This window comes from Paraburkholderia sp. RL17-337-BIB-A (assembly GCF_046025895.1).
Taxonomy (GTDB): Bacteria; Pseudomonadota; Gammaproteobacteria; order Burkholderiales; family Burkholderiaceae; genus Paraburkholderia; species Paraburkholderia fungorum_C.
This window is the reverse complement of sequence record NZ_JARESY010000001.1, coordinates 4136657-4148884: the sequence shown is the minus strand read 5'-3', so window position 1 is coordinate 4148884 and position 12228 is coordinate 4136657. Positions and strand designations below refer to the sequence as shown.

Below are 12228 nucleotides of genomic sequence, written 5' to 3'. Positions count from 1 at the left end.
TGCGAGCAAAGCTTCAGGGCGTTTGCGTGGTGACCGGCAGCTTCTGTTCGAGTTCGGCGACGCGGCGTTCCAGTTCTTCGAGGCGCGCACGGGTGCGCACCAGCACCTGGGTCTGCGTATCGAATTCCTCACGCGTGACCAGGTCGAGCTTGGAAAAGCCCTGCGACAGCATGGCTTTCACGTTGCGTTCGACGTCTTTGGCCGGCGAGTTCTTGAACAGCTCGCTCATGCGGGCCTGAAAATCGTTAAAGACATCGTTCGGTTGTTTCATGGTGTTCCCCTTGATGCACGAAAAATGTGCATGTTTCGTTACGCCTGTGCTTTGTCACGGTTGATGGGCCATCTTGGTGCATGACCGATTGTCTGCTGCTGCCGCATGAGCCCGTTTGGTGCGCGCTCAAAACGTTAAAAGCCTTCGAATACTCTAGCAATGATCCATACGCCGCGCCACCGTCCTCCGCCAACGCTGGCCGTCCGGCCAGGGCGGCTTGCGCCCCTTTTGTAGCGTGGTGAGAGCGAAGTCTGACACAACATGGCATGCGAGTTGCTGTTACTGCCCCGCGCGCACTGCCGGGTGCTTGCTACCGGCAGCGAAAACGAGACCACGCGAACGGGTTAAAGGTACGCAAATAGGGTTAGCAACGGTTACGCAACTTAGCGAGGGATTTCATGAAACTCATTACCGCAATCATCAAGCCGTTCAAGCTCGATGAGGCGCGCGAAGCCTTGTCGGCCATCGGTGTCTCCGGCATCACGGTGACCGAAGTCAAAGGCTTCGGTCGTCAGAAGGGCCATACGGAACTGTATCGGGGCGCCGAATACGTCGTCGATTTCCTGCCGAAGGTGAAGATCGAGGCAGCGGTCTCGGACGACATCGTCGATCAGGCGATCGAGGCGCTCGAACGCGCGGCACGCACCGGCAAGATCGGCGACGGCAAGATTTTTGTCACCCCGATCGAGCAAGTGATTCGGATTCGCACCGGGGAGACCGGCGCGGACGCTTTGTAATACCAAAAGATAGCGACACAGATAGCGACAAGAGGAAACGAAGATGCGCAAATTATTGATGTCCATGCTGATGGCCGGTTCGCTGCTCGCGGGCGGTATCGGCGCCGCCCTCGCGGACGACGCTTCCGCCCCCGCGGCCGCCTCGGCCGCTGCTTCCGATACGACGGCGAGCGCGCCGGCGCCGGACGCCTCGGCAGCACCTGCTGCCGCAGCGGCCTCGGCACCGGCCGCTGACGCGTCCGCCGCACCGGCTGCCAGCGCCGCAGCCGCACCTGATGCATCGGCCGCATCCGCTGCTGCCGCACCGGCAGCTCCGACCGCGCCGTTCTCGGTCGATTCGTCGAAGATCAATTCGGGCGACACGGCCTGGATGCTGACCTCCACCGCACTCGTGCTGTTCATGACGATCCCCGGTCTGGCACTGTTCTACGGCGGCATGGTCCGCAAGAAGAGCGTGCTCGCGATCCTGATGCAAAGCTTCGCGATCACCTGCCTCGTGTCGATCGTCTGGGTGGTGGTGGGCTACACCTTGGCCTTCACGCCGGGCAACTCGTTCATCGGCGGGTTCTCGCGCTTCTTCATGGCGGGCATGAACTACATCAAGGGTGACAAGGCCACGACGTTGACCGTCAGCCACCTCGCACCGACGATCCCGGAAACGGTCTACGTCGTCTACCAGATGACGTTCGCGATCATTACCCCGGCCCTGATCACAGGCGCATTTGCCGATCGTATGAAGTTCTCGGCGATGCTGGTGTTCATGACGCTGTGGTCGATCATCGTCTACTCGCCGATCGCGCACATGGTTTGGGAACCGACCGGCTGGCTGGCTAGCGCGGGCATCCTCGACTTCGCGGGCGGCACGGTGGTGCACATCAACGCCGGTATCGCGGCTCTGGTCTGCGCGCTGGTGCTCGGCAAGCGTGTCGGCTACGGCAAGGAAGCGATGGCGCCGCACAACCTGACGCTCACGCTGATCGGTGGCGCCATGCTGTGGGTCGGCTGGTTTGGCTTCAACGCGGGTTCGGCAGTGGCGGCAGACGGCCGTGCCGGTTTCGCGATGTTCGCAACGCAAGTGGCAACCGCAGCAGCAGCACTCGCATGGATGTTCGCTGAATGGGCAACCAAGGGTAAGCCGTCGGTACTGGGTATCGTGTCCGGCGCCGTGGCAGGTCTGGTGGCGATTACGCCGGCTTCGGGCTTCGTCGGTATGACGGGTTCGCTGGTGATCGGCATCGCGGCAGGCGTGATCTGCTTCTGGTCGGCAACGTGGCTGAAGCACAAGCTCGGTTACGACGACTCGCTCGACGCGTTCGGCGTGCACTGCATCGGCGGTATCGTGGGTGCGCTCCTGACCGGCGTGTTCGCGGTCAAGGACATCGGCGGCGCGGACGGCAGCGTCATCCTGCAAGCCAAGGGCGTGCTGACCACACTGGTCTACAGCGGCGTGGTGAGCTACATCCTGCTGAAGATCATCGACATGGTGATGGGCCTGCGCGTGACGGAAGAAGAGGAGCGCGAAGGCCTGGACGTGACCCTGCACGGCGAACACGTCGAATAAGGATTCCCCCGCAAGCTCCAGGGCTTGGGGATCAGAATCAACAAGCGCAGCGACTTTGGCCCGCCTTTTATGGCGGGCTTTTTTCTTGCGGCTTATCTTGTTAACGGTAGATTTCCCCGCCTATCATGGCGATAGCGAGAATGCATTCGCGTCCGCTTGCGAATGGAGAAACCGTCCCCAAATGGGCAAAGCATTTGCTCTACAATCTTTTTTCTCCAGTCTGCGAGTGATCAATGGTTCCGCACCTAGTTACGGCGTTAAACGGCCCGCTGCTCGACCTCGAGCGGAAGATCCTCGACGCTACCCCCGCCATCGAACGCTGGTTCCGGCTCGAATGGCAGGAGCACACGCCGCCGTTCTACTGTTCGGTTGACCTGCGTAACGCGGGCTTCAAGCTCGCGCCGGTCGACACCAATCTGTTTCCCGGCGCATTCAATAATCTGCCTCAGGAAGTGCTGCCGCTCGCCGTGCAGGCCGCGATGGCGTCGATCGAGAAGATCTGCCCGGACGCGAAGAATCTGCTGGTGATTCCGGAGCGCCATACACGCAACGCGTTTTATCTGGAGAATGTCGCCCGTCTGGCCGCGATCATGCGCCAGGCTGGCTTGAACGTGCGGTTCGGCACGCTCGACGAAAGCATCGTCGGGCCGGTTACGATCGCCTTGTCCGACGGCCAGAAGCTCGTGCTCGAACCGCTCGAGCGCTCGCAACGGCGCCTTGGTCTGAAGAACTTCGACCCCTGCTCGATTCTGCTGAACAATGATCTGTCCGGTGGCATTCCGCCTGTGCTGGAAAACCTGCACGAGCAGTATCTGCTGCCGCCGCTGCATGCCGGCTGGGCCGTGCGTCGCAAATCCACGCATTTCTCCTGTTATGACGATGTCGCGAAGAAGTTCGCGAAGATGGTCGAAATCGACCCGTGGATGATCAATCCGTACTTCGCGCATGTTGAAGGCGTCGATTTCCAGGAGCGCACGGGCGAAGAAGCGCTGACGGATGCGATCGACGGCGTGCTCAAGAAGATCGCCAAGAAGTATCGCGAGTACGGCATCTCCGAGAAACCGTATGTCGTCATCAAGTCGGATGCGGGCACCTACGGCATGGGCGTGATGACCGTGCACGACGCGGCGGAAGTGGCCGCGCTCACGAAGCGCGAACGCGCGAAGATGGCCGCCACCAAAGACGGTCTCGAAGTGCACGACGTGATCGTGCAGGAAGGCGTGTACACCTTCGAGCGCATCGGCGAAGAAGTTGCCGAGCCGGTCGTGTACATGATCGACCGTTACGTCGTGGGCGGTTTCTACCGCGTGCATGGCAGCCGCGAGCGCGATCAGAATCTGAACGCGCCCGGCATGCACTTCGTGCCGCTCGGCTTCGAGCATACGGCGCTGCCGGACGCGCACGCCAAGCCTGGCGCCGCGCCGCCGAACCGCTTCTATATGTATGGCGTGGTGGCTCGGCTCGGCTTGCTGGCCGCATCGGTCGAACTGGAAAAGACCGATCCGGAAGCGATTCAGGTTTAAGCCTCGCGAGGTGGCCGATGGCGGCATGCGTGCCGCCATCGCCATTTTCAGCGACACTATTGACGATCAATGCCAAGCCCTAAGGGCGCACCGGAATTCCCATGGACATTCTTTTCATCGCCGATCCGCTTACGCAGTTCAAGATCTACAAAGATTCGACCTACGCAATGATGGCCGAAGCCGCGCGCCGCGGTCACACGCTCTACACGTGCCAGCCGAAACATCTCGCGTGGACGGGCGGCGACGTCGAGGCGAACGTGCAGCGCTTTGCGATCGTCGGCGACGTGACGGACCTGCATCGCGAGCCGTGGTACGCCGCGGAAGCGGCCGCGCCGAAATCGCTGAAAAGCTTCAGCGCAGTCGTGATGCGTAAAGACCCGCCGTTCGACATGGAATATGTGACGTCGACCTGGCTGCTGGAAATGGCCGAGCGCGGCGGCGCGCGCATCTTCAACAAGCCGCAGGCGATTCGCGATCACTCGGAAAAGCTGGCGATCGGCGAGTTCGCGCAATTCGTGACGCCTACTTTGGTCACACGCGACGCCACCCGTTTGCGTGCCTTCCACGAAGAACATGGCGACGTGATCCTGAAACCGCTCGACGGCATGGGCGGCATGGGCGTGTTCCGCGTGAAGGCCGACGGCATGAATCTCGGCTCGATCATCGAGATGCTGAGCCACGACGGTGCTCGTTCGGTGATGGCGCAAAAATTCATCCCTGAGATCAAGGACGGCGACAAGCGCATTCTCCTGATCGGTGGCGAAGCGGTGCCGTTTTCGCTCGCGCGGATTCCTCAGGGCAATGAAGTGCGCGGCAACCTCGCTGCGGGTGGCCTGGGTGTGGCGCGACCGCTCACCGAGCACGACCGCAAGATCGCCGACGCGCTCGCACCGGTGCTCGCGGCGCGTGGCTTGCTGCTGGTCGGGCTGGACGCGATCGGCGACTGGCTCACCGAGGTGAATGTGACGAGCCCGACGTGCTTCCGCGAGATCATGGATCAGACTGGCTTCGACGTCGCCGCGATGTTCATCGACGCATTGGAACGCGCAGCGGCTTGAGGCCAAACAAGCCCTTGAATGGCCGCCATTGCTCCCAAACTGTGTAGTAAGTCCGTATCGAGCGAAACACCGGGTTTGGCGCGAAAATGAGCCTGCTACAATGCCCGCTCTCCCGCGCCAAGCCAGATCGATAGCGTTTGCCGGACGCACGAGGCATGGTTTGCGGACTGTAAGCGAGCAGTGTTTCCGCCAGTGCCGTCGCTACATTCGGCGCCGCGGGCCGCTCGTCAGATGATGCGTTCCGGCCCTCACGACCCACGGCCGGTCGAGGGCGCTTGCGAACCGGGTTTCGTCCGGTTCATGGTTCGGGGCCGTTCTTTTGCAGTAAGGCTGACATGGCAGGCATTCTGATCATTGCGCACGCTCCGTTCGCCACCGCGTTGCGCGATTGCATTTCGCACATCTACGGTGGCTTGCCGGCTCGCATCGGCGTGATCGACGTATCGCCGGATTGCGATCCCGCGCAGCAGGTCGCGTTCGCGCACTCCGAAATCGAGCGGCTCAAGGAAGAAAACGGCGCGCTCGTGCTCACCGACATGTTCGGCGCCACGCCGGCGAATATCGCCGGCAGGCTCGCGTCGGAGCCGAATGTCCGCGTGCTATGCGGCGTCAATCTGCCGATGCTGGTGCGCGCGGTGTGTTATCGCGCTACGCCGCTCGACACGCTAGTCGACAAAGCGCTCGCCGGCGCCACCAAGGGCGTGCATGCAATCGGGCCCGCCACGCCGGCGCCGGTTGCGCCTTGCGCGGAATCCGGCGACTGTTTGCCGGCTTTGCCGCCCGAGGCCGCTTCGGCGGACTGTTTGCCCGCCTTACCGCCCGAGGCCGACTTGACTCAGAAAGCCGGCTCGACCGGCTTGTAAGCGAATCGCACGGCTTTAAACGGTTGCAATCGGGTTGCTGCCCGCTTGCAACCGATTTGCAACTAATTTGCAGTTTCACCTTTCACCACAACACTTACCCGCGCTTCGGACCACCACATGCTGCAACAGGAAACGACTATTGTGAACAAGCTGGGGCTGCACGCGCGCGCGTCGGCCAAGTTGACGCAACTCGCGGGCAACTACCAGGCGGAAATCTGGATGAGCCGCAATGGCCGCCGTATCAATGCCAAGAGCATCATGGGTGTGATGATGCTGGCCGCGGGGATAGGCAGCACGGTGCTGATCGAAACAGAAGGTACCGACGAAAAAGAAGCAATGGACGCACTGTTGAAACTGATCGCCGATAAATTCGGCGAGGGTCAGTGATTCGCGCGCTCCTTGCCTGAGCAAAATGCCGCGGATGTCCGCGGCATTTTTTTTAGCGCGTGACAATCGGCGCGTGAGTGGTGCGACGGCGCATGTGCCGGCAACACGTGGAGGGTCCACGTTGCCCGACCGCAAGGTGGCTCATGGCGCATTGTCGCGGGTGGTTAGGGTATTTTGTGCTGCGCTGCACACAGCCCTAACGTATCTACACGGGGCGCGGAATTTATAATGACGACGAGAGTCTGAGAGCATTGCAGCGGTTTGCCGCGGCATCACACAACTAGAGGAGGTGCGCGTGTCCTTCACGCTGCATGGAATTCCCGTGTCACGCGGTATCGCCATCGGGCGGGCTTATCTGATCGCCCCGGCAGCACTAGACGTAGACCACTATCTGATCGAACCCGCCCAGATCGAGGGCGAGATCGAGCGCTTTCGCGCGGCCCAGCAACATGTGCATTACGAGCTCGACGCGTTGCGCGCCGATCTCGCCGCGGATGCACCCAGCGAAATGGGCGCGTTCATCAACGTTCATTCAATGATCCTGAACGATGCAATGCTCGTGCAGGAAACCATCGACCTGATCCGCACGCGCCGCTACAACGTCGAGTGGGCGCTGACCGAACAACTCGAGCGCCTGTCGCGCCATTTCGACGATATCGAAGACGAATACCTGCGCGAGCGCAAAGCCGACATCGAACAGGTGGTGGAGCGCGTACTGAAGGCGCTCGCCGGCGCCTCGGTGGCGCTGGTGGACGGCGTGCACGGTACCTGCGATGAGATGATCGTGGTCGCGCACGACATCGCGCCGGCCGACATGATGCAGTTCAAGACGCAAACGTTTCAGGGTTTCGTCACCGATCTCGGCGGTCGTACTTCGCATACGGCTATCGTCGCGCGCAGCCTGGGTATTCCGGCCGCAGTGGGCGTGCAACATGCGAGCGCGCTGATCCGCCAGGACGACCTGATCATTGTCGACGGCGATCATGGCATCGTGATCGTCGATCCCGCGCCGATCGTGCTTGAGGAGTATTCGTACCGCCAAAGCGAAAAAGCGCTCGAGCAACGCAAGCTTCAGCGTCTGAAATTTTCGCCGACGCAAACGCTGTGCGGTACACGCATTGAACTATGCGCGAACATCGAGTTGCCGGAAGACGCGCGCGCGGCCGTCGATGCGGGCGCAACCGGGGTGGGCCTGTTCCGCACCGAGTTCCTGTTCATGAATCACAAGCACCAGTTGCCGGAAGAGGAAGAGCAGTTCGCCGCCTATCGTCGCGCGGTCGAGTTGATGAACGGCATGCCGGTGACGATTCGCACGATCGACGTCGGCGCCGACAAGCCGCTCGATTCGATGGGCGGGGGCGATGGCTACGAAACTGCCCCGAACCCCGCGTTGGGGCTGAGGGCGATTCGCTGGAGCCTCTCCGAGCCGCAGATGTTCCTGACGCAACTGCGCGCCATTCTCCGCGCGTCGGCGTATGGCAAAGTGAAGATTCTGATTCCGATGCTCGCGCACGCGCAGGAGATCGATCAGACGCTCGACCTGATCCGTGAAGCCAAGCGTCAACTGGACGATGCCGGCATCGCCTACGATCCGACCGTGCAGGTCGGCGCAATGATCGAGATTCCGGCCGCCGCGATTGCCTTGCCGCTGTTTCTCAAGCGGCTCGATTTCCTGTCGATCGGCACCAACGATCTGATCCAGTACACGCTGGCAATCGATCGCGCGGATAACGCGGTCGCGCATCTGTACGACCCGCTGCATCCCGCAGTGCTGCATCTGATTGCCTTCACGCTGCGCGAGGCGAAGCGGGCGGGTGTGCCGGTGTCGGTGTGCGGTGAGATGGCCGGCGATCCGGCGTTGACGCGTCTGCTGCTCGGCATGGGGCTTACCGAGTTTTCGATGCATCCGAGCCAGTTGCTGGTAGTCAAACAGGAAGTGCTGCGCTCGCATCTCAAGACGCTCGAGAAGCCGGTGGCCGACGTGCTGGCTTCGTTTGAACCGGAAGAAGTCCAGGCGGCGCTCAAGCGAGTCGTGCTGGCTTGAAACTGAAAGCCCGGATTGGGTTCCAATGAAAAACGCCGCACAATGTGTGCGGCGTTTTTCGTTTCAGCGTCTTATTCAGACTTCAGACCTGATGCCGTTGCCCGCATACCGGGCAATCCGGCTGGCGCGCAATGCGCATCGTGTTCCATTCCATTCGCAGCGAATCGAGCATTGTCAGGCGGCCCACCAGCGGCGTACCAATTTCGCCGATCACTTTCAGCGCTTCAGCCGCTTGCATCGAACCGATGATGCCGACCGTCGGCGCGAACACGCCCATGGTCGAGCAAGCGACTTCCTCGAACGGTTGATCCTCCGGGAACACGCACGCGTAGCAGGGCGACGCTGCGTCGCGGAAATCGAAGGTGCTGATCTGGCCGTCGAAGCGCAAGGCCGCGCCCGACACCAGCGGCACACGATGTCTCACGCACGCCCGGTTAATCGCGTGACGCGTGGCAAAGTTATCGGTGCAATCGAGCACGACGGTGGCGTGCGGCACCTCGCGATCCAGCCATGCATCGTCGACGCGTTCGGCCACTGCGTTCACCACCACCTCAGGATTGATCTGGGCGATCGCGTCGCGCCCGGACTCCACCTTCTTGCGCCCGACCGACGCGCTCACATGCAGAATTTGCCGCTGCAGATTGGTCAGGTCGACCGTATCGGCATCGACCAGCGTCAAGCGGCCGACGCCTGCCGCCGCCAGATACATCGCCGCAGGCGAACCGAGGCCGCCCGCGCCGACGATGATCGCGTGCGCGTCGATAAAGCGCTGCTGCGCCTCGATGCCGATTTCGTCGACGAGGATATGGCGGGAATAGCGGAGGAGTTGATCGTCGTTCATGGCGGGGCGCGTGGAGTGTCGCGCAATGAGATGCAGGGCCGGTGGCCTGCCGTGCGCGGTTTCGTTATTTTAGTCGCGCGGGGAGCGGGTGTTCGTACTGGTGCTGAGTATTGCAAGACTGCAGCAGGACTGCGGCATGACATGCGCCAGTACGTGCGGCACTGGGTACGGCAGCGTGTCCTGCTACATGCCTTCGCAGCATGTTCGGCTGCGAAGACATGTCGGGTTTGCTGCCTAGTTGCTTTGGGTAGCAGGCGCCGCGGCCGGAGCCGAGCCCGATGCGCCCGGTACCGGTTGCGTGGGCTTCACCGCGACCGGCGCGGAGGCCGACGTGGCCGGCTTGTTCTGCGCCAGACGCCGCTCGGTCAGCGACTTCGATTCCTGCACCGGCTTGCCTTCCAGCTTGTTCAACGCCTGTTGCAGCATGTAGTCGTCGGTCGAACCGAACTCGACCGGCTTGCGCTCACGATCCTTCTGACGCTGTTCCGGCGTCTTCTTGTCGTTCTGCTCTTCAAGCTGGCGCAGTTGGTCCATGCGCTCCTGTTCGCGCTGTTCCGCTTCCTTCTTCTCGTTCGGATCCTGCGTGTTCGCAAGGTGGTTCGAGTAGTCGACTTCGCGGGTAACCAGTGCGTCGTCCGGATCGCCTTCCGCGTACTGATCGACCGCGATGTCAGGACGGATGCCCTTGTTCTGGATCGAACGGCCGCTCGGCGTGTAGTAATACGCCGTGGTCAGACGCAGCGCGGTGTCGGCTGTCATCGGACGGACGGTTTGCACCGAGCCCTTGCCGAACGTGGTCTTGCCGACGATCAGCGCACGGTGCTGATCCTGCAGCGCGCCCGCGACGATTTCAGACGCCGACGCCGAGTAGGCGTTGGTCAGCACGATCATCGGCACGGTCTTGAAGATTGGCGCTTCGTCTTTCAGCGGATCGCTGTCGAACGATTGCAGGCGGTAGTTATCGTACGTGTCGCGATAGACCTGCTTCGAATCCGGAATCTGACCGTTGGTGGACACCACAACCGAATTCGGCGGCAGGAACGCGCCCGCCACGCCGACCGCGCTTTGCAACAGACCACCGCCGTTATTGCGCAGGTCGAGCACGAGACCCTTCAGGTTCGGCTGTTGACGCGCGATGTCTTGCAGCCTCGCAGCCAGATCAGGCGTAGTGCGTTCCTGGAAGCTGGTGATGCGGATATAGGCGTAGCCTGGCGCAAGGATCTTCATCTTGACCGATTGAACCTTGATGATCGCGCGCGTTACCGTGAGTGGGAACGTACGGTCGTCAGTCTTGCGGAAGATGGTAAGCGTGACCTTGGTGCCCGGGTCGCCACGCATCTGCTTGACGGCCTGGTCGAGCGTCATGCCGCGCACCGGCTTGTCATTGATGCGGGTAATCAGGTCGCCCGGCCGGATGCCGGCACGCGAGGCGGGCGTGTCGTCAATCGGCGAGATCACCTTGATCAGGCCGTCTTCAGACGAAATTTCGATGCCGAGACCCGCGAAGCGACCCTTGGTCTGCTCCTGCAGTTCCTCGTAATCGGTCTTGTCGAGATACGACGAGTGCGGGTCGAGGCTCGACACCATGCCCTTGATCGCGGCAGTGAGGAGCTTTTTATCGTCGACCGGTTCGACGTACTCATGCTTGATTTGCCCGAAGACTTCGGCAAAGAGCCGGAGTTGGTCCAGTGGCAACGGAGCAACGGCGCTCGAGGCGGCGCTGGCGGGTTGCTGGGCCGAGGCGGAAAGTTGCAGGGTGGCAAATACGCCGGTAGCAAGGCCCGCGGCAATCAGGCCGATATTTTTCAGGTTCTTTCGCATAGAGTCTGTTGCGGTCGGAAGCGCGTGGCAGCGTCGATAGAGATGGGGACGGACAAGTATAACTGCAGCCGCCCTGTCAGGGCGCGGCGCAGACAATCGTGATTCGACAGCACACGCCGGGCCTGGTTCGTAGGATCGGCGCTGCGCGGGTGAAGTAATGTGCGGTAACAGTCGGATGGCGGCCAGAAAGGCACGCATCGGGGATGCAGACCGCGCCAACCGTATGTCTTGCCGGTCGGCGCGGCTCGTTTAGCCGCCATTGCGCCGCATTTCTGACGGCAGCATGGCGGCAAGATGGCAGATCAGCCCGCCTTGCCTTGCCTGGCAACAGCGGCTTGCGCTTTCGCGATCGCTTCCTGGTCGCCGAGATAGTAGTGCTTGATCGGCTTAAGGTTTTCGTCCAGTTCATAGACGAGCGGGACGCCGTTCGGAATATTCAGGCCGACGATGTCGTCGTCCGAAATATTGTCGAGGTACTTCACCATGGCGCGGATCGAGTTGCCGTGCGCGGCGATCACGATCTTGCGGCCCGACTTGATGGCGGGTGCAATCGACTCGTTCCACAAAGGCAGAACGCGCGCGACCGTGTCTTTCAGGCACTCGGTGAGCGGCAGCTGTTGACGCGGCACCTTGGCATAGCGCGGATCGTTGTAGGGCGCGCGTTCGTCCGACGGATCGAGCGCCGGCGGCGGCGTGTCGTAGCTGCGGCGCCAGACCAGCACCTGTTCGTCACCGAACTTGGCGGCGGTTTCCGCCTTGTTCAGGCCCGACAGCGCGCCATAGTGGCGTTCGTTGAGGCGCCACGAGTGCACCACCGGGATATACATCTGGTCCATCTGGTCCTGAACGTGCCACAAGGTGCGGATCGCGCGCTTGAGCACCGAGGTGTAGGCGATATCGAACGTGTAGCCCGATTCCTTCAGCAGCACGCCCGCCTGTTGCGCTTCACGATTGCCTTGCTCGGTCAGGTCGACGTCGACCCAGCCCGTGAAGCGGTTTTCCTTGTTCCACGTCGATTCGCCGTGGCGGATGAGAACGAGTTTGTACATGAGATTGCCGGTCGGTAGTAAGGAAGCGGTAAAGCGCTGCGGGGGTCCTTTAGAGGAGCGCCGCCATCGCGTC

The 12228-nt window shown here is 61.7% G+C and carries 11 protein-coding genes; 7 read left to right on the top strand and 4 right to left on the bottom strand.

Annotation, left to right across the window (positions count from 1 at the left end; translation table 11 throughout):
- Positions 1-13: 13 nt before the first annotated feature.
- Positions 14-271 carry an accessory factor UbiK family protein gene (locus tag P0D84_RS18530; protein ID WP_154564624.1) on the bottom strand — a complete coding sequence of 86 codons (258 nt, stop codon included), beginning with the start codon at positions 269-271 and terminating at the stop codon, positions 14-16.
- Between the two features lie 398 nt (positions 272-669).
- On the opposite strand from P0D84_RS18530, the gene P0D84_RS18525 reads away from it, so the two are divergent.
- The 7 genes from P0D84_RS18525 (at position 670) to ptsP (ending at position 8444) form a co-directional block, all read left to right on the top strand.
- Positions 670-1008 carry a P-II family nitrogen regulator gene (locus P0D84_RS18525; protein ID WP_006048089.1) on the top strand — a complete coding sequence of 113 codons (339 nt, stop codon included), beginning with the start codon at positions 670-672 and terminating at the stop codon, positions 1006-1008.
- 43 nt (positions 1009-1051) lie between these two features.
- Positions 1052-2569: an ammonium transporter gene (locus P0D84_RS18520; RefSeq protein ID WP_408338698.1), complete on the top strand. Its 1518-nt coding sequence runs from the start codon at positions 1052-1054 to the stop codon at positions 2567-2569.
- Between the two features lie 233 nt (positions 2570-2802).
- Entirely contained in the window at positions 2803-4092 is a 1290-nt protein-coding gene (gshA, locus tag P0D84_RS18515; RefSeq protein WP_408338694.1) for a glutamate--cysteine ligase, read from the top strand.
- Between the two features lie 101 nt (positions 4093-4193).
- Positions 4194-5150, top strand: coding sequence for a glutathione synthase (gene gshB / locus P0D84_RS18510; RefSeq protein ID WP_408338692.1), 957 nt, complete (start codon positions 4194-4196; stop codon positions 5148-5150).
- Positions 5151-5485: 335 nt separating this feature from the next.
- Complete coding sequence (locus P0D84_RS18505; RefSeq protein WP_408338690.1) at positions 5486-6013, top strand: PTS sugar transporter subunit IIA; 528 nt, start codon at positions 5486-5488, stop codon at positions 6011-6013.
- Between the two features lie 117 nt (positions 6014-6130).
- On the top strand, positions 6131-6400 hold the full coding sequence (locus tag P0D84_RS18500; protein WP_054035732.1) for an HPr family phosphocarrier protein: 270 nt from the start codon (positions 6131-6133) through the stop codon (positions 6398-6400).
- Between the two features lie 295 nt (positions 6401-6695).
- Positions 6696-8444, top strand: a complete 1749-nt coding sequence (gene ptsP / locus P0D84_RS18495) for a phosphoenolpyruvate--protein phosphotransferase (RefSeq protein ID WP_408338688.1) — start codon at positions 6696-6698, stop codon at positions 8442-8444.
- Between the two features lie 82 nt (positions 8445-8526).
- Here the strand turns inward: ptsP and P0D84_RS18490 are convergent, their stop codons facing one another.
- From P0D84_RS18490 to gpmA, 3 genes are all read right to left on the bottom strand, one after another.
- Complete coding sequence (locus P0D84_RS18490) at positions 8527-9285, bottom strand: HesA/MoeB/ThiF family protein (protein WP_408338686.1); 759 nt, start codon at positions 9283-9285, stop codon at positions 8527-8529.
- Between the two features lie 234 nt (positions 9286-9519).
- Complete coding sequence (locus P0D84_RS18485) at positions 9520-11106, bottom strand: S41 family peptidase (RefSeq protein WP_408338684.1); 1587 nt, start codon at positions 11104-11106, stop codon at positions 9520-9522.
- A gap of 302 nt (positions 11107-11408) precedes the next feature.
- Entirely contained in the window at positions 11409-12155 is a 747-nt protein-coding gene (gene gpmA, locus P0D84_RS18480; RefSeq protein ID WP_408338682.1) for a 2,3-diphosphoglycerate-dependent phosphoglycerate mutase, read from the bottom strand.
- Positions 12156-12228 lie beyond the last annotated feature (73 nt).

Excerpts from the sequence above, each read along its gene's own strand:
- P0D84_RS18530 (WP_154564624.1), bottom strand. The coding sequence starts at position 271 with ATGAAACAACCGAACGATGTCTTTAACGATTTTCAGGCCCGCATGAGC.
- P0D84_RS18525 (WP_006048089.1), top strand. The coding sequence starts at position 670 with ATGAAACTCATTACCGCAATCATCAAGCCGTTCAAGCTCGATGAGGCG.
- P0D84_RS18520 (WP_408338698.1), top strand. The coding sequence starts at position 1,052 with ATGCGCAAATTATTGATGTCCATGCTGATGGCCGGTTCGCTGCTCGCG.
- gshA (WP_408338694.1), top strand. The coding sequence starts at position 2,803 with ATGGTTCCGCACCTAGTTACGGCGTTAAACGGCCCGCTGCTCGACCTC.
- gshB (WP_408338692.1), top strand. The coding sequence starts at position 4,194 with ATGGACATTCTTTTCATCGCCGATCCGCTTACGCAGTTCAAGATCTAC.
- P0D84_RS18505 (WP_408338690.1), top strand. The coding sequence starts at position 5,486 with ATGGCAGGCATTCTGATCATTGCGCACGCTCCGTTCGCCACCGCGTTG.
- P0D84_RS18500 (WP_054035732.1), top strand. The coding sequence starts at position 6,131 with ATGCTGCAACAGGAAACGACTATTGTGAACAAGCTGGGGCTGCACGCG.
- P0D84_RS18490 (WP_408338686.1), bottom strand. The coding sequence starts at position 9,285 with ATGAACGACGATCAACTCCTCCGCTATTCCCGCCATATCCTCGTCGAC.
- P0D84_RS18485 (WP_408338684.1), bottom strand. The coding sequence starts at position 11,106 with ATGCGAAAGAACCTGAAAAATATCGGCCTGATTGCCGCGGGCCTTGCT.
- gpmA (WP_408338682.1), bottom strand. The coding sequence starts at position 12,155 with ATGTACAAACTCGTTCTCATCCGCCACGGCGAATCGACGTGGAACAAG.